The following is a 25,905-nucleotide window of genomic DNA, read 5'->3' as shown; positions in this document are numbered from 1 at the left end:
CCCATCGCGCTATCGATAGTTTCGGGACTTGCTATTCATAATCTCTATGGCCACAGCGTGGCGGCATAATCGACCACCATGACGTTCGACGAGGTGGCCGACGAGCTGTACGGGCTGGACCCGTCCGACTTCGTCGCCACCCGCACCGGCCGGCAGAAGCAGGCGCGTTCCGACGGCGACAAGGACCTGGCCAAGCAGATCGGTGCGCTGCGCAAACCGACGATCGTCGGGTGGGTACTGAACGTGACGGTGCGCGACGCGGAGGACGACGTCACAGACCTGCTCGACCTCGGCGAAGCACTTCGTGAGGCGCAGCAACATCTGCGGGAAGGCCGGAGGCCGGCCGGTCGACCGTCGGGCGCCACCCTCCGCACGCTGACGAAGCAGCGGCAGCGCGCCGTGCGTGCACTGGCGAACCGCGCCGCGAAGATCGCAGAAGACCGCGGTCACCCGATCGGCGAGGACGTCGGGCGCGAGGTGACCCAGAGCCTGAATGCGGCGCTGTCCGATGCGGACATCGCCGACGAGGTGCGGCGCGGCCGGATGCTGGGGGCCGCCGAGTACAGCCGGTTCGGCCCGATGGGGCTGGTGTCCGTCGATCCCGAACCCGCGAAAGAACCGGAACCCGCACCCGACGACACGGCCGAACGGGAGATGGAAGAGCAGCGAGCCCGCGCACAGGCCGAACTCGACGACGCCGAGGCTGCGCTGCAGGATGCGACCGAGGCGCTGGAGCACGCCGACCATCGCGTCGACGAGCTGCAGGAGTCGGTCGACGCCCTCACCGAGCAACTCGAGAAGGCACGCGAGGACCTGGAGGCGGCGCAGGACGCGCGTTCCGAGGCGGCGTCGGAGAAGGACGCGTCGACCTCGAGGGTCCGGAACGCGACGAAGCGCCTCGATCGACTGTGATCGAGGCGCTTCGGCGGTGACGGGTCAGGCGCAGTTGCCCGCTGTGGGGACGTCGCGGAACCGGGCGTCGAGCCAGTTGGTGCCGGCGCCGAGTCCGATGAAGTCGGGCAGGACGTGGCCGAGCGCGAGCCCGGGGAGGAAGAACGGCAACTGCTGCGTGTTCAGCTGGACGTTCGAGCCCTTCCCGCACCAGGTTGCGGCGAGATCGACGGCCTGGCCGTGCGGCACGATGTCGTCGCCCGTGCCGGTGTCGATGTAGACCGGCGTGGTGGGTGTGCGGTTACCGATCTTGTTCTCGGCGAGAACCGTCTGCGCCTCGGGAATCCGCTTCAGGTAGTCCGACAGCGACTCGCCGGTGGTGATCCACTCGTTGGTGCGGTGGAAGCCCACGGTGAGTGCACTTTCCACGACGCACTGATTCTCGAGTGCCGCCAGCGCAGCCTTGCCGGCCGGGTTGGTCGACGCGTCGATGATCGGGCCCAACTCGGGGTTGGACCGGCGCAGACCGTTCAGGGTGTAGCCGATGACACCGGTGAGGATGGTGCCGTCGACCTGCGCCAGCGTCGCGGCGAGATCGGCGACGGGCGCGCCGGCGTAGGTGCCCTTGATGTCCAGCTCCGGGGCGTACTCGGGAGCGAGCTCCACGGCCGCTGCCACGGCGCCGCCGCCCTGGGAGTAACCCCAGAGGCCGACCGGGGAATCGGAACCGACCTTGGTGTTGCCGAGCTGCTGCGCGGCGCGGGCCGCATCGAGCACCGCGTGCGCTTCCGCGGCGCGGTTGACGTAGGTGTGCGCCCCCGGCGTGCCCAGACCGTCGTAGTCGGTGATGACGATGCCGTAGCCGCGGGCCAGCAACGCGTAGGTGGAGAGGAGCTCGTACTCGACCATGAGTCCGAGAACGGGTGTGTAGGTGAGGACGTTGTTGAGCTGGTGCGACGGCGCGCACTGATCACCCTGGCCGTGGGTGCCGGGGGCGATCACCACGAGCGGGCGCGGACCGGGGCCGGTCCACTCGGCCGACGGGTCGATGTACGTCCCGGTGACGGCCACCGGCGCGTCGTTGGCGTCCTGCGACCGGTACATCAGGCGCGTCGCGGTGCCGGGGATCGGTCCCTGCGGCAAGGGAAGCGACAGTGCGAGATTCGACGGCCCGGTACGGATGAGGTCACCGTCGTTCCCGGCGGGAAGCGGTGAGGGGGGCGTGTAGAAGCTCGACGCCGGGCCGGGGGGTTCGGCGGTCGCCGTGGGCACCACCGCGCCGAACAGACCGAGACACATCACCAGACCGACGCCGGCAGACCGCAGTTTCCGCACATTCATCCCATCGACAACGGGGCCCAGGCGGGCCCACTACCGCCCTGACCGTAAGTGATGGGGCCCACTTCCTAGAAGCCCGTGTGACCCCGACCGCGGACTTCGTGCTCGATCACTTTGCGAGCCCGAACGGACGGGGCCGGACCACAACAGGGTCGGGCGGAAACAGACCCTCTAGCCTGAAGCCATGAACGCGTCGGACAGTGTCGAAGGCTCGCAACCCCCGAAGCCGCCCCGCCCGTCGGTGCACGTGACGCCCATGCGGGAGCCGGTTCCCGACGAGCGCCCACGCGCCGTCGATGCCGCCGTGATCCTGTGGAGTCTGTGCCTCGTCGTCCTGGCGGCCACCGGCGCGCTGCTGGGACTCGACCACCAGGGACTACGGTCGCGCCTCGCCGACGTCCTCTCGGCCGACGCCCCCGGCACCTCGACGGAGGACATCGACTCGACGGTCCTCATCACGCTCGTCGCCGGTGCTGCCGTCGGCGCCGTCGTTCTCCTGGTGGGACTGGCCGGCATCCTGCAGATCCGCGGCCGACGCCCCACCGGACGATCCACGCTGACCGTGGTCGGCATCGTCGCGGCCGCGGGATCGATCGCGTTCTGGATCGCGACCTCCGATGCGCTGGAGCAGCCCACGACGTATGCGCCGTTCGTCGTCGCGGCCCTCGCTCTGCTGGGCACCGCTCCGCTGTTCGTCCCCGCCGTCGGGCGATGGCTCGCAGCCGCTCCCGTCCGGCGCTGATCTCAGCGGCGGTCGAGCTCCGCGAGGATGCCCTCGGCGCTGCGCGCGGCGATGTCGCACGCCCGCGCCGTGAACCGGTCGAGCAGCGGATGGGACGCGCGGGAGCGCCAACTGCGGACCGCGTCGAAGGCCGTCTTGCGCTGCAGTTCCACCGAGTCGTCCGGATCGAGCCCCAACCGCGTCGTCGTCTCGGTGCCCTGCGCACCCACCAGTCGAGCGAGCTCCGCCTTCTCCGGCTCGGGCAGCCGCACCTCGCGTGCCCGTAGCTGACCGAGCAGACGCAGTTCCTTGAACCCGTGGACGTCGGCGAGGGTGGATCCCACCTCGTCGATGATGGCGCGCGATCCCGCGGCCGGTGAGGCGCGCAGCACGCGATCGAGAGCGACGAGGGCCGAGTGCGCCTTGAGCTGGTCGGCTCGCTCGCCGAACTGAACGTCGATGATGTGCCGTAGCTCCTCGAGTCCACTGCGCTCGACGAGTTCCCGTGCGAGCGAGGGCGAATCGCGCGTGCCCATGCGGATGAGCGTGACGGCCATCCGGATGCCGAAGAGCCCGAAACGGTCGACGAGTCCGGCGCGCGTCTCCGCATCGACGGGGAGTGGCATGTCCGGGCGGGAGAAGCGGTCGGCCGACAGCATCGCCAGTTGGAGGTCGTCGGGCGGAGCGTCGGCCAACGCGACGAGCGCGCCGAACTCGCTCTGCCGCAACGTCCGTGCCCCGAGGGCGAGCAGGCCGGCGACGGGCACGACGGCCTGGCACAGACCGGTCTTCTCGAGCTCCACCGCGAAGCGGGACGCCACTTCCTTGGCCGACATCATCGCGTCCATGCGACCGGCGCCCACCTCGTCGGCACGCGAGACGACGCCGACCACGCCGAGGGGGCCGGAGTCGCCACCGACCGCGTCGTTGATGCGGGTGAGGAACGACGTGTCGGACGCGCTCAGGGTGCGCAGGAGATAGACCACGGCGTCGGCGCCGGACGCGGAGTCCTCGGGCGTCAACATCGACAACGTCCGCTCGGACACGTCCAGGGACAGCGACGACGTGCCGGGGGTGTCGATGATGGTGTTGCGGGCCAGGGTTCGCGCCGGCCACTCGACGTCGAGGCGGTCCACGCGGTCCGCGGTGAGATCGCCGAAGTCGAACGACAGTCGACCACCCCGTCGCAACACCGGGATGCTCATCGAGCGGTCCCCGTCGTACCGGGCCGTCACCGAGGGAGACGTCCCGCGGCGGTACCACGTGACCACGCGGGTGCACTCGGTCGCGTCGGTGGGGGCGATGTCCTGTCCGACGAGCGCGTTGAGGAGCGTCGACTTGCCGGCCTTGAGTGATCCGGCGAGCGCGACGCGCAGCGGCTCGTCGAGCCGGTCCGCGCAGACGCGCAACGCATCCCGGACGTCCGGCTCCCGCACGTACTCCGCCTGCGCCGCCGCGACGAGTTCCCGCGCACGGTCGAGCGTGACACTCACGAGCCGGTACCGATCTGCGTGCGGTCCGCACGAGCCGCCTCGACGACCTTGTCTGCCTCGGCGGCCTCGACGGCCTCGGGGTCGAGCTTCTGCGCGATGCTGCGCAGTGCAGAGATCTTCTTCAGTGACTGCTCCAGTTCGGCTGTGCGCGCGGCACGCTCGGACGAGGCGCCGGTCGCCGCCTCCTGCGCGGCCCGCAGCGAGTCGCTCACCGAGCGCACCGTCTGATCGGCCATGTCGGTGAAGTGGTCACGGAGCTGGCGCTGGACGAGCCGCAGGCGGTCTTTGGACTCCTTGCCCACCTGGAAGCTGACGTCGTCGGTGAACTTGCGGATGGCGACCTTCGCGTCGGCCCGCCGCTTGAGCACCCGCGCCTCCTTGTCGTCCTTGTAGGCCTTGCTGCCCAACAGGACTCCGGCGCCGAGCGAGATCGGATTGAGCAGCGCCAGTCCCATCATCGTCGTGATGAGTCCGAACATGAGCACGCCGCCGTAGGAGCCGCGCATGCCCACGAGCACCTTCGAGGTGATGCCCATCCGGCCGGACTCGAGGTCCCCCAGTGAGGTCACCGGGTCCATGACGCCGTCGACGTTCGCGATGTTCATCGCCGGGATGTGCGCATCGGCCGTCTCGGCGAAGTGCCGAGCGACCGTCTCGGCGAGCCACAGGGACCGCTCGTGCGCCCAGACGAAGTTGTCCCCCACGGCGGAGGCGATCTGGTCCTCGAGCCACTCACCGATGCGCGGCCAGTCCTTGCCCGGGTCTCCCCCGTCGACCGCCTCCTCCGCCTCACGGGTGATGACGCGCAGCCGGTCTCGCAGGTCGTGGTCGATGTCGGCGGCCAGATCGGTGATGCCGTCGTTGAGTGTCTGCTGCCACCGACTGCTGCGCTTCTGCATGTCCTCGGCGTTGGCCCGCGCCTGTTGCAGACCGGCCACCGCCGCGGCGGCGGTCTCCGGATCGCGAAGCGCCGCGAGTTCACTGCCCAGGGCGAGGGCGAGATGCTCGGACACCGAGCGGACGTCGAGAGCGACGGCCTTGCGAGTGGTGGCGTCGGCGCGCTGCACCACACCGCGGAGGAAGTCGTAGAGAGCCGGGAAGCCGGCCTCCTTGTCGAGCGAATCGTCCTTCAGCCGCAGCGCGTGCGAGCGGAGCATCGACGAGATCGGCATCAGCGGGACGTCGATGCCCTGCCGCGCGAGGTGCCCGCGATCGGCCTCGACGATGCGCCGCCAGTGCGGGTACAGGTCGGTCTTGGTCACCAGGCACGCGACCGCCGGGCACAGAGTCACCACCTGGCGCAGGAAGGCCACCTCGGGCTCGGTGAACTCCTGACTCGAATCGGACAGCACCAGAACGGCATCCGCCGACGTGACCAGACCCAGGGTGCTGTTGGCGTGCGGGTTGCCGTGGCCGCCGACGCCGGGGGTGTCGATGACGACGAGCCCGTCCTTCAGCAGCGGGCTGGGCACGGAGATCTCGAGGCGCAGGATCTCGCGACCCTCCGCGCGCGGGTCGGTCGGTGTGACGGCATGGATGTCCGCCATGGGGATGTCGATGCGCACCGGGTCGGCGCCGATCTCGCCGACCACCAGCTCCGCCCGCTCGGTCTCCGCGTACGCGACCATCGTGGGCACCGCGGTGGTCTCGTCGTCGCCCACCGAACACACGTCGAGGCCCAGCAGCGAGTTCACGAACTGGCTCTTGCCCTGCTTGAGCGGTCCGACCACGACGATGCGCAGGCGCGGATCGAGCACCCGCTCACGCGCCGCCGTCAACCGGTCGAGAAGGTCGCGGCGACCGGCACCGGACGCCACCTCGCCCATCCGGGACAGGAGCTCGGCCAGTTGCGTCGCCTGCGTCGGCGCGGGGGTCTTCCCGGCGCCGGTCTGCACGGCGGGTGGTGCGTCGTTCTGCATGTGGTCCCGATCTGTCTGCGATGGCAACGGGTCGAGCGCGTCTGTGAGCATTCACCATCTGCGGCGGTGTGACCCTCACGGTAAGCGCCGACGACCCCGTACGCATAAGCGCGTACGGGGTCGTCGGTGTTACAGAGCGCGGGTGATCAGTTGGCGTCTCCCGCGTCGGCCGCGTTGTCATCGGCCACAGCGCCGGTGTCGAGGCCGTCGTCCGCGGAGCTCAGTCCGCCGCCGAGGGTGTTCGACAGGCCGTCGGTCAGGCCACCGGTGAGTCCGCCGCCGAGCCCGGAGACGGTGTCGGTGAGGCCGTCGCCGACTCCGCCGACCGCCGCCGCGGGGCCGTCGAAGGCACCCTCGGCGTCGACGTCCTGCCAGGAGGTGGCCTCGCCGGCGATGTCGCCGCCGAGTCCGCCGTCCGTGGTCACGGCGCCGAGCGCGTCGCCGGTGACGTCGGTGACCGCGCTCAGGCCCAGTCCGTCTGTCGCTCCGGTGACGCCGCCGAGCACGGCGTCGGTGGAGTTCTGGAACTGGCCCACGGCGTCGGCGGTGGCGTCGATGCCGCCGTCGAGTGCGCCGGTGAACTCGGACGTGTTGTCCAGTCCGCCGGTGACCTCGCCGTCGGGCGAGATCTCGAAGCCGCCGAAGACGCCGCCCGCGCCGGTCGCAGCGCCGGTCAGGCCGCCCTGCAGCTCCGAGCCGAGCTCGAGCCCGCCCTGCGTGACGCTGTTCAGGCCCAGCCCGAGGCCGCTGGCGAGGCCGCCGCCCAGGCTCGCCACCGCACCGGTGACCGCGTCGGGATCGGTGACCGCGCCGCCGACACCGGTGAGGGTGCCGTCCAGTCCGCCGGCGACCGCACCCACGGCGCCGAGGCCACCGGTCAGGGTGGTCAGTGCGCTGAGGCTGCCGTCGAGGCCGGTGTTCGCGTCGAGCAGTCCGCTGATCGGCAGACCCTCGGCGTCGAGCGCGCCGCCGGCGGAGACCGCCGTGTCGAGTGCGGCGTCGAGCATCGTGGTGAGGTCACCCGTGGCTCCGAGTGCCGTTCCCAGGGACGCCACCGGATCGCCGCCGCCGGCGATGTCGAGCAGAGCGCCGAAGGCTCCGCCGAGCTCCGCACCCGCCGTGCCGCCGACGCCGAATGCTGCGGTCAGCGTCGCGGGCAGGTCGCCCAGGGCGCCGGTGTCCACGCCGCCGACGAGGCCGAGCGCCCCGTTGAGCGCCGCGCCGAACTGGCCGACCGGGTCGGTCTCCAGGTCGAGGACACCGCCGACGTTCAGTGCGTCGCCGAGTGCGGCGGAGACGATGCCGCCGAGGTCACCCTCGAGCAGTCCGTTCGCATCCAGATCGGCGAGCACCGTGCCGCCGAGCACCGTGCCCAGTGCGGTTCCCAGTCCTGCTGCGGCTGCGCCGCCCAGTCCCAGTGCCGCGGCCAGGCTGCCCGTGAGGTCCGGCAGCTCCGTGTCGGGCAGGCCGACTCCCGCGACCAGGCCGAGGCCGGTCGAGACAGCGCCGCCGAGCAGGCCGGCGAGGTCTGCGTCCAGATCGAGATCCGGAGCCGCACCGAGCACCGTGCCGAGCGCGGCGTCGAGGTCCAGCCCACCGGCCAGCAGTGCACCGAGCTGGGCCTGCAGATCGGCGGTCAGGGAGCCCCCGAGAGCGGCACCGAGGGTGGCGCCGACCGTGGCGGCGACGTCGCCGCCGGCGGCCAGAGCACCGCCGAGTGCAGCGCCGACCGTGGCGGCGAGATCTCCGCCGACCAGGCCGTCGAGATCGAGCGCCCCGCCGAGTCCGAGCGCCGTGTTCAGGGCGCCGGCCAGGGTGGCCGCACCCTCACCGGTGATGCCGAGAGCGGCGGTGACGGCGGCACCCAGATCGGCACCCGCGGTCAGGTCGGTGACGCCGGCGAGGACGCCGCCGAGGGCGAGTCCGAGTTCACCGGCAGCGTCGCCGCCGAGGCCGAGAGCCACGCCGAGGGCGGTGGACAGCTGCGCCGCCACATCGCCGCCGAGCAGTGCCTGCAGGTCACCGGTGAGCAGCCCGCCGGCGCCGAGGGCAGCGCCGAGCGAGCCGGCGAGCGCACCGACGATGTCGGTGTCCAGTGCGCCGGTCAGGCCGCCCAGCAGGTCGGCGTCGAGCAGACCGCCGACGGCTCCGAGCCCGTCCAGATCTGCGAGCCCGTCGAGATCGACCAGCCCGCCGAGTCCGAGTGCGCCGCCGAGGACCGTGCCGAGTGCGGCGTCCAGATCGACGCCGCCGCCCAACAGACCTGCGAGCTGTGCGCCGAGGTCGCCCGACAGGGCGGTCCCGAGCACGCCGCCGAGGGCGGCGCCCACGTTCGCGGCCAGCGGGCCACCGGCCGACAGTGCTGCGCTGAGCGCGGCTCCGACGGTGGCGGCGACGTCCGCGTCGGCACCGAGGATCGCGGTGAGGTCGAGACCGCCCGCAGCTCCCAGCATCGCGTCGAGTGCGCCCGACAGCGTGGCGGCGGCATCGCCGGTGACACCGAGTGCGCCGGCGAGGACCAGTCCGAGATCGGCGCCGGCCGTGAGGTCGGTGGCAGCACCGACGAGCCCGCCCAGTGCCAGGCCGAGGTCGCCACCCAGTGCGCCGCCGGCGCCCAGGGCGCCGGAGAGTGCGGCACCCAGAACGGCGGTGAGGTCGCCGCCGAGCAGTGCGGTGAGGTCGACGTCGGTCAGGCCGCCGACGTTCAGTGCGGCGGCGAGCGTGGTGCCGAGCGTGCCGACCAGGCCGGCGGCCGCGTCGGCACCGATGCCGAAGACCCCGTCGAGGTCGAGAGCGCCGCCCAGGACGGCGGTCAGTGCGGTGCCGAGATCGGCGCCGCCTGCCAGCAGTCCGGTGAGCTGGGCGCCGAGGTCGGCGCCGAGCACGGCAGCGAGGGTGGTGCCGAGTGTCGCGCCCAGTCCTGCGGCGACGTCGCCACCGGCGGCGAGTGCGCCCGTGAGCGCAGCCGTGATGTCGGCGCCTCCGACCACACCGAGTGCGGCGTCGAGCGCGCCGGCGAGCTGCGCGGTGAGTCCACCGGTCAGGTCGCCGTCGAGGCCGAGGGCCGCGGTGAGCGCCGCTGCGAGGTCGGCGCCGAGGACGCCGTCCAGGTCCAGACCCGCGGTGACCGTGCCGAGCACGTCGCCCAGGGCCAGGCCCACGTTCGCCGCCACGTCGCCGCCGGCCGCGAGAGCCGTCGCGAGTGCGGCGGAGAGCTGCGCGGCGAGGCCGCCGGTCAGCAGGCCCGCGAGATCGGCGTCGAGCAGACCGCCCGCACCGAGCACGGCTGCGAGCGAGGTGCCGAGCGTGGCGACGAGGTCGCCGCCGAGGCCGAGGGCACCGGACGGATCGAGGACACCGCCCAGCAGGGTGGTGAGGCCGGCACCGAGGTCCAGACCACCGGCGAGCAGGCCGACGAGCTCGGCGCCGAGGTCGCCGGACAGGACACCGCCGAGGGCCGCGCCGAGCGTGGCACCGAGGTTGGCTGCCACCGCGCCGCCGGCGGCGAGAGCGCCGGAGAGTGCGGTACCGAGGGTGGCCGCGAGGTCCAGGTCGCCGAGGACGCTGAGGTCGTTCAGCACGTTCAGGTCGCCCAGCACGCCGAGTCCGCCGAGCAGGTCGAGATCGCCGGCCAGGCCGAGGACACCGTCGAGAGCGGCACCGAGCTGAGCGGTGAGGCCCGCTGCGAGTCCACCGGTGAGTCCTGCGCCGACACCGAGTGCGCCGGTGAGGGCTGCGGCGAGGGTGGCACCGAGTCCGGCCACCGCGTCGACGTCGAGACCGCCCGCGACGTCCACGAGTCCGGCGAGCACGCCGCCGAGGGCGAGTCCGAGGTCGCCGCCCAGGTCGCCGCCGACGGCGAGAGCGCCGGCCAGCGCGGCAGCGAGCTGAGCACCGAGATCGGCACCGAGCAGTGCGGTCAGATCGCCACCGAGCAGGCCGCCCGCACCGAGGAGAGCCTCGAGGGAACCGCCGAGCGTGGCCAGGACACCGGCACCGAGGCCGAGTGCGCCGTCGACGTCGAGCAGGGCACCGAGATCGGCGAGAGCGCCGATGTCCAGCAAACCGCCGAGGCCGAGAGCGCCGTCGAGGATGGTGGCCAGTGCCGCACCGAGGTCCAGCTCACCGGCCAGCAGTCCGACGAGCTGAGCACCGAGGTCGGCCCCCAGGACGCCGCCGAGGGCGGCACCGAAGGCCGCGCCGAGCGTGCCGGCGACGGTACCGCCGGCGACCAGCACGCCGCTGAGGGCAGTGGAGAGAGTGGCGCCGAGCGTGGCCGCGATGTCGGCTCCGCCGGCCAGGGCGGCCGCGAGGTCCAGGCCACCGGCCAACTCCAGGACACCGTCGAGCGCGGCGCCGAGCTGCGCACCGATACCGCCGCCGAGGCCGAGCACACCGGCGAGGGTCGCGCCGAGGGTGCCGCCGACGCCGAGAAGAGCGTCGAGGTCGAGTGCGCCGGACAGGCCGGTGACGGCTCCGAGGAGCGCGCCGAGGGAGGCGCCGAACTCACCGGCGACGTCTCCGCCGGCAGCGAGGGCTGCGCCGAGAGCCGCGGAGAGCTCGGTGGTCAGCGTGCCTGCGAGCGCGGCGACGACGTTCGCGTCGAGGATGGTGGTCAGCGTCGCGCCGAGATCACCGGCGACGTCGACGGCAGCGGCGAGTGCACCCGAGAGAGCAGCGGTGATGTCGGTGGTCACACCGAGCGCGCCACCGACGACGACACCGAGCGATCCGGCGACATCGAGTCCGGCGGTGAGGGCGGCGGCCAGATCGGCGCCGAGCGAGCCACCGGCGGTGACCGCCGCGCCGAGCACGCCACCGAGTGCGGCGCCGACATTCGCGCCGAGCACACCGCCCACCGAGAGTGCGTTGGCGAGAACGCCGGACAGACCGACGACGGCGTCGAGGTCGAGACCGGCGACGGTGCCGAGCACGGCGTCGAGGGCGGCCGTGAGCTGGGCTCCGGCACCCACGCCGAGGCCGAGCGCTGCGGTGAGCGCACCGGCCAGGGTGGCGCTGAGGTCGACCAGCGTGTCGAGGTCGAGGACGCCGCCGAGGGCGAGGAAGGCGTCGAACGCCGCGCCCAGTGCGGCACCGAACTCGGCGGCGAGGTCGCCACCGAGGGAGAGTCCGTTGGCCAGGACGAGGGCGAGGACCGTGGTGAACTGGCCCGCGATGTCGAGGTCGCCCAGGTCGATGAGGCTGAGGTCGAGTCCGCCGAGCAGGTCGATGTCGCCGATCCCGCCGAGGTCCAGCGAGGCCAGGTTCAGGCCGCTGAGGTCGAGCGAGGCCAGGTTCAGGCCGCTCAGATCCAGGTCACCGAGGTTCAGGTTGCCGATGTTGCCGATGCTGCCGATCGCCAGGCCGCCACCGATGAGGGTCGGGCTGAAGGTGAAGCCGCCCAGGTCGAAGCCCCCGAAGTTGTTGTTGCTGAAATTTCCGTTGTTGTTGTTGTTTCCGAAGTTCACCGCGTTGCTGCCGAACGTGGGGCCGCCGACGGCGACGTTGTTGCCGCCGAAGACGGTGCTGTTGTTCACGCTGCCCGCATTCACGACGGTCGAGTTCACGACGTTGGAGGAGCTGCCCGCGTTCACGATCGAGGCGAGACGCGATCCGCCGGCGAACAGTCCGGACTCGGCGACCATGGGCGCCACGGCCACGATGTCGGCGTGGCACACGTCGGGCAGGCCGGCAGCGTCCAGCGAGGCCTGGGGGTTCGCGCAGTAGGCGGCGGCGGCCTTGTCGTCGCGAAGAAGGCTGAGGATGAAGTCGAGTACGGCGTTCGTGGCCATCGGGATCTCCTGGGTGTGTGTGAACCGGTGTCGGCAGACGGTGTGTGTGCAGGCGTCGAGGTGGTCGGGCCGACTGTCTCGGCACGTTGAGATCAAAACTAGGTCGACTAGTGAGGTGTCCCAACGGGGCGCAGCCCCCTTCCTGCACCCCGGGGGTCGACCCGGGGCAGATCGGGGGGACTAGGGGGCATAGGGGATAGGACCGCTCTACTCTTGTGACCTGTAACGAAACGGACCATCGGGACGACAGTGCCGGTGGACAGCTACGGCGTCACGGCGACGTGCCCGACAGCAGGTCCGACACAGCCTTGACGAGCACGAATATCGACGAGCACGGAAACGGAGTCGGCGCCATGGCAACGGATCAGGGACGGTCATCAGGTCTGGGACTGGACGTCGGCTCGAGCACCTCGACGGCGGTCGCCGTGGACGGTCCGGGACACCTCGGTGACGCCGTCACCGTCGTTCGATCCACCGCACTGTCGGTCACGCCCGACCGTGAACCCGCCCTGGCCGCGCCGGGCACCGTCGACACCACGGCCCTGACCGGCTTCGCCGGCCGCGTCGGCGATCCGGTCGCGCTGGTCACCGAGGACGGACGCAGCTACACCGGCGACGAGCTCTACGCGACGACGCTGGACTGCCTCGTCCGGGAGGCACGCACGGCCGGCGCCGACGACGACGCCGCAATCGTGGTGACCTACCCGACGTCGTGGCCCGAGTACACGGTGGACCGGCTCCGCAACGCGGCTGCCCGCCACGGCCTCACCGACGTCACCTTCGTTCCCGACGCTCTCGCCGCGACGGCATGGATGCAGCAGTCGCCGGACGCGGTGGCGGACGGCGTCGTGCTGGTCGCGGACCTGGGTGCGAGCGCCCTGACCGTGTCGGTCGTGCGCACAGGTGCCGATTCGGCGATCCTCGGACGCGGTGCGCGCAGCGAGGACGTCAGCGGCGCTCACATCGACCAGGTCGTGTTGGCGCACGTGCTCGACAACGTCGACTCCTCGTCGCTCGATCCCTTCGATCCCGCGACGGTCGAAGCCCTCACGACCCTGCGCACGCACTGCGCGACGGCCAAGGAAGCACTGTCCTCCGACACCGAGACGGTCGTGCCGGTGCACCTGCCCGGCATCGACACCGACGTGCGACTGGTGCGGTCGGAGATCGAGGAACTACTGCGCGAGACGTTCGACGACGTCACCCGGGTAATCGGCGAGGCGCTGCGCACCGCGGGTGTCGACGGCGACGCGGTGGACCGTGTGCTGCTGGTCGGCGGCGGCGCGTCGATCCCCATGCTCACCGAGACCGTGTCCTCCGCGCTGCGCAAGCCGGTGACCGTCGGCGAACAGCCCGCGGCCACCGCCGCGACCGGAGCCGCACTGCTCGCCGCCGACATCGCTTCTGCCGGGGCAGAACTGAACCGCCCGGGCGCAGCGGCACTCGCTGCCGTCGCCGCCGGTTCCACCGTCGACGACGACGAGACCGACCTGCTCCCTCCGGTCACCGAGCGCCCCGCCTCGGCCCGAACCTCCACGCCCGCACCGGTGTCGCGCTCGGCACACGCCAAGGACGCCCCGTCGCGCGGTAAGCGCACCGCCGTCATCGGTGGCGTCGCCGCTGCCGTGATCCTGCTGGCCGCGGGTGGCCTCTCCGTCGGCACCGGCCTCGTCGGCGGATCATCGGAGAACACCGGCCCCTCCACCAGCAGCGCGGTGGCCCCGGCCGCCGCGGACGGTTCCGTGAGCGCGACCCCGACCACCGCCGCCGCCGGCGTCGACCCCGTGACGGGACAGCCGCGCACCACCGGAGCCGCCGGAGCGCCGACCAGCGGCGCCGCAGCAGCACCGGGGGCTGCGGCGCCCGGCGCGACCGCGCCCGGCTCGACCGGATCGGCCGCGGTACCGGGCGCCACCGCGCCGAACGCTGCTGTGCCGGATGTGCAGGCGCCGGATGTGCAGGTGCCTCAGTTCACGGCACCGAATCTTCCCACCGCGCAGGTGCCGTCAGTGCAGGTTCCCTCGGCTCAGCTACCCACCCTGCCGTCGGTACCCACCAGACTTCCCGGTCAAGGTCTCGTCGAGGGGGCGCTCGGCCTACCCGGCGCGCTGCTCGGTAACACGGGTGCAGCCGTGAACGGTGTCACTGAATTCATCATTCCGCAGCGGTGACCTCCCCTGACGAGCGGTCGGCTCTCGACGCTCTGCTGTCCGCGCACGATCACACCGCCCTCGTGGTGGTGACGCTCGCGTCGGTCGGTCTGGCTCCGGATCCGTACCTCGTCGCCGATGTCGCCGAAGTCGCGATGCCCGAGGCCGTCGCCGCCGTGGAGCGCACGCGGGAGTGCGGTGTCCTGTCCGACGAGGGTCTGCTGTCGGACTCCGCACGCGATGCGCTGCGCGTGGTGATGGGCGAGCACGGAATGCTCGGCGTGCTGCGTCGCCTGGCACGGGTGCACCTCGACAGTGGCGGTCTCGGTGGTGATCTCGCGGTCTCGCTCGCTGATGCGGGTCTGCGCGATCCGGATCTCGCACAGCACCTGGTCGAATTGGCCTCCGCCGCAGACCGTCTCGACGCACGACGACTGTGGGACGCGGCCGCCGCGGCGGGCGCGCAGGGCACCGACATCTCCGTGCCCTACGCCGACGCCCTGCTCGCGAGCGGCGATCTCGACACCGCGGCGCTCACAGTGGACGCGGTGCTGTCCGCCGAGGCGCCGTCACCCGACGGAGTACGCGGAGCCGTTCGCGTCGCGTCCACGGTCGCACTGATGCGCGGCACCGCGTCGCACGCCGCCGACCTCTACCGGTGGCTCGGGCCGGACCGCATCGGACCGGATGCGGCGTACGCGGTGACGACGCTTCTCGCCGTGGGGGACGCCGACTGCGCCGCGACGTTCGTCCGCGCGCACGGCGGCCTCCGCCCCGTCCCGCCCACGTCGGCGAACGCCCGCTCGACGCTGGTGGCCCGCGGGCTACTCGACTCGCTGACCGAACCCGCCACTGTGGCAACGGGTTCGCTGCTGCGCGCCGCTTCGATGGCCGACACCGCGGTGGGCGCCCGGGCCGAGCCGGAACATCCCGCGGTGATCGCGGCACTGATCGCTCTGCACACCGGCGACCCCGCCACCGCCCGAGCGGTGCTGACCGAGACCATCGCCGCGGATCCGGGGTGCGCGGTGTCCACGCGGTGCCGTCTGCTGCTCGCCTGGTCGGCCCTCGTGGCCGGCGACACGGGTGTCGATCCCACCTCGGGCGTCGACCCGGCCACGCTCCCCCAACGGGACGCCCTGTCCTACTTCGCACTTCGCGTCGCCACCGCCCGCCGGCGCGGAGACACGGGCGCCCTCATGTCCGCGTGGCAGGAGGCCCGGCGCACCGTCGCGGAGGCCGAGCCCGATCTCTTCTCCCTCATCCCGCTCGGTGAACTGTGGCTCGCCGCAGTGCGTCTCGGGGACACGGCACGCATCGCGCACTCCGTCTCCGCGGCCACCGCACTGGTCGCCTCGCTCGGCGAACCACCGACCTGGGCGGCCACGTGGCACTGGTACGGCGTACAGGCCGCCATCCTCGGCGGCGCCCCGGCCGACCTGCTTCCCCACGCTCGTGCGCTCGGCTCGTTCGCCGACCGCAGTCCCCACGCCGCAGCACTCGCCTCCGCAGGCAAGGCATGGCTCCGCGTCCTGCAGGGCGAGCCCGACGTCGCCGAGGTCGAGACGTCCGCTCGTACCCTGGAGAAGTTCGGGCACGCCTGGGACGCGGCACGGCTCGCCAGTGACGCCGCCCTGCGCGTCGCCGACACCCGCGACGCCACCGCCCTGCTGCAGATCGCCCGCGACATCGGTGCCGTCGCGGCGACGGCCGAGCCCACCGAGCCCGGTTCCGCGTCGCTGGGGGCGCTGACCGAGCGCGAGGCGGAGGTGGCGCATCATCTCGTACTGGGCCTGACGTACCGCGAGATCGGCGCCCAGATGTACATCTCGGCCAAGACGGTCGAGCACCACGTCGCACGGATCCGTCGACGTCTGGGAGCGCAGTCGCGCTCGCAGATGCTATCGATGCTCCGCGCGGCCGGCTACGCACAGGACAAGGAACGACGGGTACACGCATGAACACCGGGCACGACGCCGCACCGATCACCCGAGCCACCGGGATCCACATCACCGATCTGACGTCGACGGCCGTCGTGGTGTCGACGACCTCGGGTGAACTGGTCCGCGTGCCGGTGACGGCCGAGACGGTCCTCTACCTCCTGCCCGACGGCACGACGACACTGCACCGACCCGACGCGCTGACGGCGGACATCGACGTCGTCGATCGCTTCATGGCTCGCGTCGGTGACCCGTCCGGCGTGGTCTCGTCCCGCGGCGTACCCATGCGCGCCGAGGACCTCGTCGCGACCATGATGTTCCTGCTGCTCAGTGAGACCGTCGACGCCGGCGAGGACGTCCGCGTCCTCACGGCCGGAGCTGCCCATCCCGCCGACTGGTCACCCGAGCGCATCGCCGCGCTGCGGGAGGCGCTCGACTTCGTCGGACTCACCGCGCTGACGCTGCATCCCGAGTCGGCCGATCCCCACGCCACCCTCGGCGCGTCGGAGGAACGGCTGGCGGCCGCCGCGGCTGCCGCGCGTGCCGCCGCCGGGCTCGCGCCGACGACAGGGGCACCGCTGCTCGCGACCGCTGCCGCCTCGACAGCCACCGACAGCGGTGCATCGAGGTCGACACCGCGCGGGCCCCTCGCCCTCCTCGTGGCGGCCGCGGTGGCGACCCTGCTGATCGTCGGCGGCGGCATCGCCTACCTCGCGTCCGATCGGACGGTCAGCACCGCGGTTCCGGCCGTCGAGGACGCCGCCGGTGTCACCGCGCGGCCGACGACGACTCGTCCCGCTCCGTCCACCAGCATCGGCTTCCCGACCGTCGTCCCCGGCGCACCCGCGCCCGTCGAGGCCACACGTGCACCTGCTCGGATCACCACGACGGTGCCCCCGCGCGCACCGGACCCCGTGCCGGCACCCGCGCCCGCGCCCGCGCCCGCTCCTGCTCCCGCCCCGGCTCCGGCACCCGAGCCGGCACCCGAACCCGTGCCGAGCGACCCGCCCGTCGTCGTGGAGCCCTCGCCCACCAGTCCGTCGCCGTCACCGTCGCCCGATGCACCGATCGAAGACTCGGACGAGACCGCGGACGACCCGCCGACCGGCGGCTGAGTGCTTCCCGTGCGCGTTGTGCGTGCCGCGGGATGCGCGAAGCGCGCACGGGGGGCGGAGCCCATCGGGTACCCCCTCACCGTGACGACCGGTACGGTGATCGGACGGGTGCTCGCGGTCGACGTGGCACCGTGTCTGCAACTCGCCGAGGGGGTCGAGTCCGAATGAGCGCGCGCAGCCAGGGGTTCGACGGACCCCGGGTCGACAAGACGATCCACCTCGTCATGGCGGTGACCGATGCCGAGACGGCCGTGTCGGTCGACATCGACGGTGGTACCGAGCTGTTCGAGTGCCCGACGGCGGTGGGCCTGGACCCCGATGGACGCGTGCGCCTCGATGACTCCGACCAGGGCGTTCGCGGTTTTCTCGTCGCGGTGGGCGACCCTCGCGGACTCGGCCTGGCCGACGGTCGCGTGGTGCGCGCCGAGGATCTCGTCGCCGGATTCGTCCACGCTCTGACGGGCACGCTGTCGGAGCTCTACTCTCTGCCCGCCGACGCTCGATGCACGCTGCTCCACCCAGCAGGACTGTCCGCCGACTCGGTAGCCGCGTTGCGGGACGCCCTCGATTACGTCGGTCTGCAGGACTGCTCGCTGACTCCTGCGACGTCGGAGAACCCGGCGGCGGCCGTTCGCGCCGCAGCCTCACGTCGGTCGTCGCCGCTCACCTCGGCGGCCTCGAACAAGGCATTCGCGGCGATGGTGTCCGACTCGGCCACCGGTAAGACCGCTCACACTCGACCACATAGGAGAACACCCACGCGCGCGGCGGTCTCGGTCGCCGCGGTGGCTCTCGCGTTCCTCGCCGTCGGCGGCGCCGTGGGCACCCACGACCTCGACTCCAGCTCGGTCGCGCCCCTGAACTCGCAGCAGGCCATCACGCCCGCCGCTCCCGTCGTGACGTCGTCGTTGGACAGCACCACGACGTCCGCCGCGCCGCTGCCCGTCCAGGAGCAGGCACCGGCTCCGGTGCAGGAGGCCCCGGCTCCGGAGATCGACACGCTCGACCCTGTCACGGAGACGATGCCGCCCTCGCTGCCGGAACCCAGCGGCCTCACCGACATCGTGGAGCCGCTCGATCTGTTTCCTGATGGTGGGATATTCGGTGGAGTCGGGTCCCCACCCCCTCCAGACACCACCACCACCACCACCACCACGACCACGACGGCACCGTCCACGACAATCGCCACCACGACACCGGAAACCTCGGCCTCGGAGACCACTGCCCCGGCCCGGTCCGTCTCGCGTACCTCTCCCGGTTCTGTGAACCGTCCCTGACGCTCGTCGGGCGCCGGAAACGCTCAGGATGATGCCCTATGCTCGTGCGCTGGCATCGGTACCTCTGCAAACCATGTGCGGACCCGACGGGCCACGGACTGTCACCACTGCGAAGGGAACTTCTTGCGTAACTCGGCGGCCACAGCGGCCACGGGCCAGAGTCACTCCGAGTCGAGCGGCGCATCTCGCAGCGCACGGGTGATGGGGGTGGTGGGCGCGTCGCTGCTGACGCTGAGCCTCGGCACCGCCACTGCCGGCGCAGCACCCGCGTCGGCGGCTCCCGAGCAGCTGTCCGCGGATCGCCTCCCGTCCGAGTTGGTCGACGCCGTGCAGCGCGATCTGCACATGTCGCCGCAGGAGTACCTCGACCGCGCTGCCGAGGCGCAGAAGCTTCGTACCTACGCCGACGACTTCCGTCAGCAGCGCCCGGCGGACTTCGCGGGTGCCTGGATCGGCGACGACGGCGTTCCCGTCGTCGCGGTCACCACCTCGGAGGCCGCGAGCCAGGTGGCGCAGGACGGCTACCGCAGCCGCCAGTCGCCCGTGTCGGCGGACACGCTCGAGCAGTCCCTCGACGACTTCGGTCGCTGGGTGTCGGGTCTGCCCCGCGAGGTCTCGTCACAGATCAATTCAGCGGCTGTCGACGTGCTCGGCGGACGGGTGATCGTCGACATCGCCAACAGTCCGATCGGGCGCGCACTGAATCTGCCGACCGCCATCGCCAACCTCCAGGTGCAGCTGTCCCCACCCGCTCCCGGTCCGACGCCTCCGCCTGCCGTGATGGGCGGCGACGACTACGTGACGTCCGCCGGCGACATCACCACCGCGCCGCTCGAGGACATCGAGATCTGCTCGTTCGGGTTCAGCGCCACCGACGGGGCCGGCACGCCGGTCAATCTGTCTGCGGGACACTGTGATCCGGGCAACTCCGCCTCGGTGTACCTGGCGAATCGCGACGACATCCGCGCCAGTACTCCCGTCGGCGATTTCACCGCGTCGAGTGTCGGCGGCGGCGACGGACTCGACTACTCCGTCATCGCGCTGAACGACGCCGGCGTGGCCGCGGGGCTCGACCAGCCCACCGTGCGGGGAGCCAACGGCACCGCCCTCACGATCACCGGAACGGCCTCGCCCGTCATCGGTGCCCCGGTGTGCAAGTCCGGTCAGGCGTCGTCCTTCACATGTGGTCTCGTCGCGGCGGACCGCGTCGAGACGCAGCTCTTCCTGGGCGACGGCGACAGCCGCACGGTGCGTGGATTCGCCAGTACCGCCTGCACTCTCGCGGGTGACAGCGGCGGCGCCATCGTCACAGGGACACTCGCACTGGGCATCACCAGCGGATCCAACAGCGGCGCTGCTCCGAGCTGCGGCGAGGCCAACCTGGCGCTGGCTCAGTACGGCGGAACCGCCAGCCTGGGCATCCCCGTCGACGCCGTCACCGCGGCCACCGGAACGACCGTCCGCACGTCGTGAGATAGCACAACGTTCGGTCTCCTTGGTGCGGTAATGTCACCCCTCGAGGCAGGGTGCCTCCGCACCTCGATCGTGCGTCGTCGACACACGGAAGGCCCGACATGGGATACCTCCAGCTCGCTCTCACCGTCTTCGGATACATCATCGGGATCGTCACGAACGCCGGCGCCTTCGGAAGCTGACCTCCCTTCACCACACTGTCGCGGCCCCGTCGTCTTCGGACGACGGGGCCGCTGCCGTGAGTATCGAGGAATCAAAAAGACACGGGCACATCACTTTACGGATTCCGTCACGTAACGCGCTCTGGCCACAGTGGTATCGTGGGACACGCGCAGTCCACTCCGTCACCAACGTCGGTGACGTCCGAGTGTCGACCGTTCCGTTCATCCCACGAGGAGGTGTACCGCTGTGCTGCGCTGCGTTCGATACCCGATGACCTTCGGCTGTTCCCCGAAGGAGGTATCGCTGTGACCGACATCGCCGATTCGTCACTCCCCCGCGAGACTCAGTCCCCGGCCGCGATCTACACGGCGGAAAAGATGTCGTCTGCACGGGCGGCCCTGAGTTCCGTTGCCCGCGATCCCCGACTCGCCGACGCTTCCGTGCTGTTGGGCGCGCTGTCGGTGGTGGCGTTCTGGAGCTTCGGCTTCGGTGTTCTGCTGGGCATCGCCGCGCTCGTCGCCGGCGTCCTGGCCACCCGCGTTCCCGATGCCGATCGCGCAGACACCGTCATCGGACTGCTCACGGGAGCCGTCGGTGTGATCGCGGGTGGCATCTTCCTCGCCGCCGCCGTTCCCTGGCTCTGATCCACTCCGCCTGAAACGAGAGAAGGCCGCCACCCGATGGGTGGCGGCCTTCGTCGTGTTCCGAGTCTTACAAAGCGAACTTGGAGGTTCCCGGAGCAGCGTTGTACGTGTTGAGCAGATCGATACCGGCGACGACCAGGGTCGGTCCACCCGCGACGATCGTGCCGATGACGCCACCGACACCGGCGCCCGGCACGATGCCGATCGCGGGGACGATGATGCCGCCGATGACTGCACCGATGATGGTGCCGGTCAGTCCGCCGATGGAGGTGGCGAGACCGAGCTGCGAGGCGAAGGACTGCTCGGCAGCGGTGTTCTCGGCGGGCGATGCCACCGTGTTCTCGAGCGCGTTCGGGGCGAGGCCCATCGGTGCTGCGAGGTTCGGGATGAGCTTCACGGTGCGGCCCTCGTCGGTGTACTCGACACCGTAGGGGAACTCGACGCCGTTGAGGTTGAACGACAGCGGAAGGCTCAGGATCGTGTTGCCCTCCTCGTCCACCAGGTCGACGGTCTTGCCGTCGTCGGCCGCACGGAACATGCCGGCGTCGACGGTGGTGACGACGCCACCGGCCTCGACGCGCGATGCCCAGTTCAGCTCGGAGTTCTCCGCGGGAGCACTCTCGGTGGTCGTCGCGGAGGGGGTGGTGGTTGCCGGCTGCGCGTACGCAGTACCGGTGGCCACGCCCAGGGAGGCGATCGCGATCGCAGAGGTTGCGACGAGTCGACGCAGTGTCATCTAGATGTTCCGTTCGTTCAGGTTCGTGGTGTCGGACCCCGACACGAGCACTGTAGCGGTTGACAGGGACACAACCGAATATCAGGTCCGTTTTCAGTACTCGATCCGGGAATTGTCCGTGTGAACAGCCACGATGTGACCTCACCCACGGACGAGGTTGCTCGTGAAGGGTAACAAAATGGTCGCGATGAGGGGCGACTTCCTCGGCGGCCCCAAGTTACCCACGAGGCAAGTTAGGAATACCTGTGCGGGAGGCCTGTCGCTGTGCCGTAATACGGTAGGGCTCATCGCGTGTGCAGGACGGACCAGCCCTCCGTCCGACCTGCGGTGATGTCGACCGAAATGCTAAGTTACCGATCGGTAGAACCCTTGTGGTTACCGGCTGGTAACTTCGAGTGGGACAGATGCATCCGGGCTGACCGTCGGACCGCCCCCTGTGGCCGGCCGGAAGCGTAGGGCGACGGAATGGCCGTCGCCGAAGAAAGGCAGCGTCATGAATGCCCTGACGATCACCCTCGGCACCGTCGGTGCCCTGCTCAGCATCGTGTGTTGGGCCTACTTCTTCCGCGGTGCCGCGATGATGGTGCGATCCATCGCGCTGGGACAGCCGGACAGGACACGTCTGCGACCGTTCGTTCCGCGGTTCAAGCAGATGTGCATCGAGTTCGCTGCGCACACCCGGATGAACAAGTTCCGCTCCGTCGGCTGGGCGCACTGGTTGGTGATGGTCGGCTTCATGCTCGGCGCCATCCTGTGGTTCGAGGCCTACGGGCAGACGTTCAATCCCGAGTTCCACTGGCCACTCATCGGTGACCTCGCGATCTACCACCTCATGGACGAGATCCTGGGCCTGGGCACCGTCATCGGCATCGTGACGCTGATGATCATCCGGCAGCGGAACCACCCTCGCTCCCCCGAGCGCCTCTCCCGCTTCTCCGGCTCCAACTTCCGTGCCGCCTACTTCGTCGAGTTCGTGGTGCTGCTCGAGGGCCTCGGCATGATCTTCGTGAAGGCCGGCAAGATCGCCACCTACGGGCACGCCAACCCGTGGACCGACTTCTTCACCATGAACCTGGCCAAGCTGCTCCCCGCGAGCGCGGTCCTGGTCTCGATCTTCGCCTTCGTCAAGCTCATGTCCGGCATGGTCTGGCTGCTGATCGTCGGCCGCAACATCACGTGGGGTGTCGCATGGCACCGGTTCAGCGCGTTCTTCAACATCTACTTCAAGCGTGAGGACGACGGCGGAGTCGCGCTCGGCGCGGCCAAGCCGATGATGTCCGGCGGCAAGGTCCTCGAGATGGAGGAGGCCGACCCCGACGTCGACGCGTTCGGTGCCGGCAAGATCGAGGACTTCACCTGGAAGGGCTGGCTCGACTTCACCACGTGCACCGAGTGCGGCCGCTGCCAGTCGCAGTGCCCGGCGTGGAACACGGGCAAGCCGCTCTCACCCAAGCTGCTCATCACCTCGCTCCGCGACCACGGCAACGCCAAGGCGCCGTACCTGCTCGCCGGTGGCCGCAAGGACATGGCGGGCGACGAGGTCGGCCTGGTCGACGCGGACGGCAAGCCGGACGAGGCCAAGCTCGCGAAGATCCCGCAGGCCGCCCGTGACGAGGCCGAGCGCCCGCTGGTCGGCGAGACCACTCTCGACGGCGGTCTCGGCGGAATCATCGATCCCGAGGTGCTGTGGAGCTGCACCAACTGCGGCGCCTGCGTCGAGCAGTGCCCCGTCGACATCGAGCACGTCGACCACATTCTCGACATGCGTCGCTACCAGGTGCTCATCGAGTCGGAGTTCCCCTCTGAGCTGGCCGGCCTGTTCAAGAACCTGGAGAACAAGGGCAACCCCTGGGGCCAGAACGCCAAGGACCGCACCAACTGGATCTCGGAGCTCGACTTCGACGTGCCGGTCTTCGGCCAGGACGCCGACAGCTTCGAGGACTTCGAGTACCTCTTCTGGGTCGGCTGCGCCGGCGCCTACGAGGACCGCGCGAAGAAGACCACCAAGGCCGTCGCGGAACTGCTCGCCACCGCCGGCGTGAAGTTCATGGTGCTCGGCGCCGAGGAGACCTGCACCGGTGACTCCGCTCGCCGCGCGGGCAACGAGTTCCTGTTCCAGCAGCTCGCGATGCAGAACATCGAGACCCTGAACTCCGTGTTCGAGGGTGTCGACGAGAGCCGTCGCAAGATCGTCGTCACGTGCGCGCACTGCTTCAACGCACTCGGCAACGAGTACCCGCAGGTGGGCGGCAAGTACGAGGTCGTGCACCACACCCAGCTGCTCAACCGCCTCGTGCGGGCCAAGAAGCTGGTGCCGGTGGCGTCGGTGCAAGAGGACGTCACGTACCACGACCCGTGCTTCCTGGGACGCCACAACAAGGTGTACGACGCACCCCGCGAGCTGATGGCGGCGTCGGGCTCCACACTCAAGGAGATGCCGCGTCACGGCGAGCGCTCCATGTGCTGCGGCGCCGGTGGTGCTCGCATGTGGATGGAAGAGAAGATCGGCAAGCGGATCAACATCGACCGCGTCGACGAAGCGCTAGACACCCTGGGTGGCAGCACCACCGCGACGCAGAAGATCGCGACCGGCTGCCCCTTCTGCCGGGTCATGCTCAACGACGGTGTCACCGCACGCCAGGAGGCCGGTGGCAACGACAACGTCGAGGTCATCGACGTCTCGCAGATGCTGCTCAGCTCGATCACGCGCCTGGACTCCGCACAGCTCGGCGAGAACATCAAGGTGGTGCCGCGGGCCAAGCCCGTGGTCGTCCCTGCCGAGGAGCCCGTCGACACCCCCAAGGCCGAGTCCGTCGCCACCGAGGACGTCGCCGCCGCAGAGGAGAAGGGTCGCGTCGAGGAGATCGAGACGGCTGCTGCGGGTGGCGATCCTGCTGCCCCCGCGCCCGGCAAGGGTCTGAAGATGAAGGGCCTGGCCAAGGCTCCGGGCGCCAAGGCACCCGGCGCGAAGGCTCCGGCCGAGCCCGCCGAGTCGCCCAACGCCGACGGTGACGACGCAGCCGACGCGTCCAAGCCGAAGGGCCTCGGCATGGCCGGCAAGGCGAAGGCACCGGGCGGCAAGGGGCTGCAGCTCAAGGGTCGTCCTCCGGGCGCGAAGGCACCGGGATCTGCCGCAGCTGCTCCGGCCGAGAAGCCGGAACCGACCGACGCTCCCGCCGAGACGGCCAGTGAGGCATCGGAGTCGTTGCCGACGGTCAAGCCCAAGGGTCTCGCCGTGAAGTCCGGGTTCAAGAAGCCCGGCGCCAAGGCACCGGGTTCAGCGGCTCCTGCTTCTGCGGCTCCTGCTTCCGAGGCTTCCGCCGAGGCACCGTCCGAGGCTTCCGCTGAGGCACCGTCCGAGGCTCCCGCCGAGGCACCGACACAGGCGACAGAGTCGATGCCGACCGTCAAGGCCAAGGGTCTCGCCGTGAAGTCCGGGTTCAAGAAGCCCGGCGCCAAGGCACCGGGTTCCCCGGCGGCTGAGGCACCGGCGGAGGCTTCTGCTCCTGCCGAGGCGTCTGAGGCACCGTCCGAGGCATCTGCTCCTGCCGAGGCTTCTGCTGAGGCACCGTCCGAGGCTCCCGCCGAGGCACCGGCACAGGCGACCGAGTCGATGCCGACCGTCACGGCGAAGGGTCTCGCCGTGAAGTCCGGGTTCAAGAAGCCGGGCGCCAAGGCACCGAGTTCCGCGGCACCCGCCGCAGCGCCCGAGCCGGAGGCACCTGCCGAGTCGGAGGCACCGGAGTCGGCGGCACCCGCAGAGCAGGCACCCGAGGAGACGGCCGCTCCTACGCCGGAGTCGAACGGTGCTGCCGAGTCGAACGGCGCCGCGGAGTCGAATGGTGCCGCGGAGCCCGCAGACACCCCGGCGCCACCGCAGCCGAAGGCCGGTGGGCTCGGGTTCAAGTCGGGAGCGAAGGCGCCGGGCAAGAGGTCCTGACCGAACACCCGTTGCAGTAGCCGAACACCCTCTCCAGCGTGCTGGGGAGGGTGTTCGGGTTGTGTGCGGTGTGCGGCTCGGGACCGCAGCCCCAGCACCGCAAAAGGCACCACAGGCCCCGCACCGCAGAAGGCACCACGGGCCCCGCACCGCAGAAGGCAGCACCCGGCACGCGGCTCCGCTCCCCCAGAGCCACACACCACTTGCCACCTCCGAACACCCTGTCCAGCGTGCTGCGAGGGGTGTACGCGTCACGGACCCTGTGCAGCTCACGCATCCACAGGCCTCGGACCATCCCCAGCGGGGCACCGGAG

General features: G+C 70.8%; 14 protein-coding genes. 9 read left to right on the top strand and 5 right to left on the bottom strand.

The window, feature by feature from the left end:
• The first annotated feature begins 78 nt into the window (after positions 1 to 78).
• Positions 79 to 912 (top strand): hypothetical protein, encoded by an 834-nt coding sequence (locus ASG69_RS20980; protein ID WP_056444040.1) that lies wholly within the window; start codon positions 79 to 81, stop codon positions 910 to 912.
• Positions 913 to 936: 24 nt separating this feature from the next.
• Here ASG69_RS20980 and ASG69_RS20975 read toward each other — a convergent pair whose 3' ends face one another.
• Positions 937 to 2,232 (bottom strand): lipase family protein, encoded by a 1,296-nt coding sequence (locus tag ASG69_RS20975; RefSeq protein WP_235579027.1) that lies wholly within the window; start codon positions 2,230 to 2,232, stop codon positions 937 to 939.
• 181 nt (positions 2,233 to 2,413) lie between these two features.
• On the opposite strand from ASG69_RS20975, the gene ASG69_RS20970 reads away from it, so the two are divergent.
• On the top strand, positions 2,414 to 2,971 hold the full coding sequence (locus ASG69_RS20970) for a hypothetical protein (RefSeq protein ID WP_156380616.1): 558 nt from the start codon (positions 2,414 to 2,416) through the stop codon (positions 2,969 to 2,971).
• Positions 2,972 to 2,973: 2 nt separating this feature from the next.
• Here the strand turns inward: ASG69_RS20970 and ASG69_RS20965 are convergent, their stop codons facing one another.
• The 3 genes from ASG69_RS20965 to ASG69_RS20955 form a co-directional block, all read right to left on the bottom strand.
• Positions 2,974 to 4,443 (bottom strand): dynamin family protein, encoded by a 1,470-nt coding sequence (locus ASG69_RS20965; RefSeq protein WP_027506933.1) that lies wholly within the window; start codon positions 4,441 to 4,443, stop codon positions 2,974 to 2,976.
• Complete coding sequence (locus ASG69_RS20960) at positions 4,440 to 6,362, bottom strand: dynamin family protein (protein ID WP_056444035.1); 1,923 nt, start codon at positions 6,360 to 6,362, stop codon at positions 4,440 to 4,442. The genes ASG69_RS20965 and ASG69_RS20960 overlap by 4 nt, the downstream gene beginning before the upstream one ends.
• Before the next feature lie 146 nt (positions 6,363 to 6,508).
• On the bottom strand, positions 6,509 to 12,154 hold the full coding sequence (locus ASG69_RS20955) for an IniB N-terminal domain-containing protein (protein WP_056444033.1): 5,646 nt from the start codon (positions 12,152 to 12,154) through the stop codon (positions 6,509 to 6,511).
• A gap of 353 nt (positions 12,155 to 12,507) precedes the next feature.
• On the opposite strand from ASG69_RS20955, the gene ASG69_RS20950 reads away from it, so the two are divergent.
• From ASG69_RS20950 to ASG69_RS20925, 6 genes are all read left to right on the top strand, one after another.
• A complete protein-coding gene (locus tag ASG69_RS20950) occupies positions 12,508 to 14,325 on the top strand; it encodes an Hsp70 family protein (RefSeq protein WP_156380615.1) in 1,818 nt (605 codons plus the stop codon).
• The gene (locus tag ASG69_RS20945; RefSeq protein ID WP_056444027.1) at positions 14,322 to 16,265 is read left to right on the top strand and encodes a LuxR C-terminal-related transcriptional regulator; all 1,944 of its coding nucleotides are present in this window, start codon (positions 14,322 to 14,324) and stop codon (positions 16,263 to 16,265) included. Before ASG69_RS20950 ends, ASG69_RS20945 begins: the two co-directional genes overlap by 4 nt.
• Positions 16,262 to 17,359, top strand: a complete 1,098-nt coding sequence (locus tag ASG69_RS22665) for a hypothetical protein (protein ID WP_056444024.1) — start codon at positions 16,262 to 16,264, stop codon at positions 17,357 to 17,359. Before ASG69_RS20945 ends, ASG69_RS22665 begins: the two co-directional genes overlap by 4 nt.
• 164 nt (positions 17,360 to 17,523) lie before the next feature.
• A complete protein-coding gene (locus ASG69_RS20935) occupies positions 17,524 to 18,636 on the top strand; it encodes a hypothetical protein (protein WP_056444022.1) in 1,113 nt (370 codons plus the stop codon).
• Between the two features lie 201 nt (positions 18,637 to 18,837).
• The gene (locus ASG69_RS20930; protein ID WP_235579060.1) at positions 18,838 to 20,109 is read left to right on the top strand and encodes a S1 family peptidase; all 1,272 of its coding nucleotides are present in this window, start codon (positions 18,838 to 18,840) and stop codon (positions 20,107 to 20,109) included.
• 467 nt (positions 20,110 to 20,576) lie between these two features.
• The gene (locus ASG69_RS20925; protein WP_051613628.1) at positions 20,577 to 20,915 is read left to right on the top strand and encodes a hypothetical protein; all 339 of its coding nucleotides are present in this window, start codon (positions 20,577 to 20,579) and stop codon (positions 20,913 to 20,915) included.
• A gap of 67 nt (positions 20,916 to 20,982) precedes the next feature.
• Here ASG69_RS20925 and ASG69_RS20920 read toward each other — a convergent pair whose 3' ends face one another.
• The gene (locus ASG69_RS20920; RefSeq protein ID WP_056444019.1) at positions 20,983 to 21,651 is read right to left on the bottom strand and encodes a hypothetical protein; all 669 of its coding nucleotides are present in this window, start codon (positions 21,649 to 21,651) and stop codon (positions 20,983 to 20,985) included.
• Positions 21,652 to 22,144: 493 nt separating this feature from the next.
• On the opposite strand from ASG69_RS20920, the gene ASG69_RS20915 reads away from it, so the two are divergent.
• Entirely contained in the window at positions 22,145 to 25,591 is a 3,447-nt protein-coding gene (locus tag ASG69_RS20915; RefSeq protein ID WP_056444016.1) for a (Fe-S)-binding protein, read from the top strand.
• The last annotated feature ends 314 nt before the right edge of the window (positions 25,592 to 25,905 follow it).

The sequence above is a fragment of the Rhodococcus sp. Leaf225 genome (assembly GCF_001426145.1).
GTDB lineage: Bacteria > Actinomycetota > Actinomycetes > Mycobacteriales > Mycobacteriaceae > Rhodococcoides.
The sequence above is the reverse complement of the archived record's forward strand: the minus strand, read 5'-3'. Positions and strand labels throughout refer to the sequence as shown.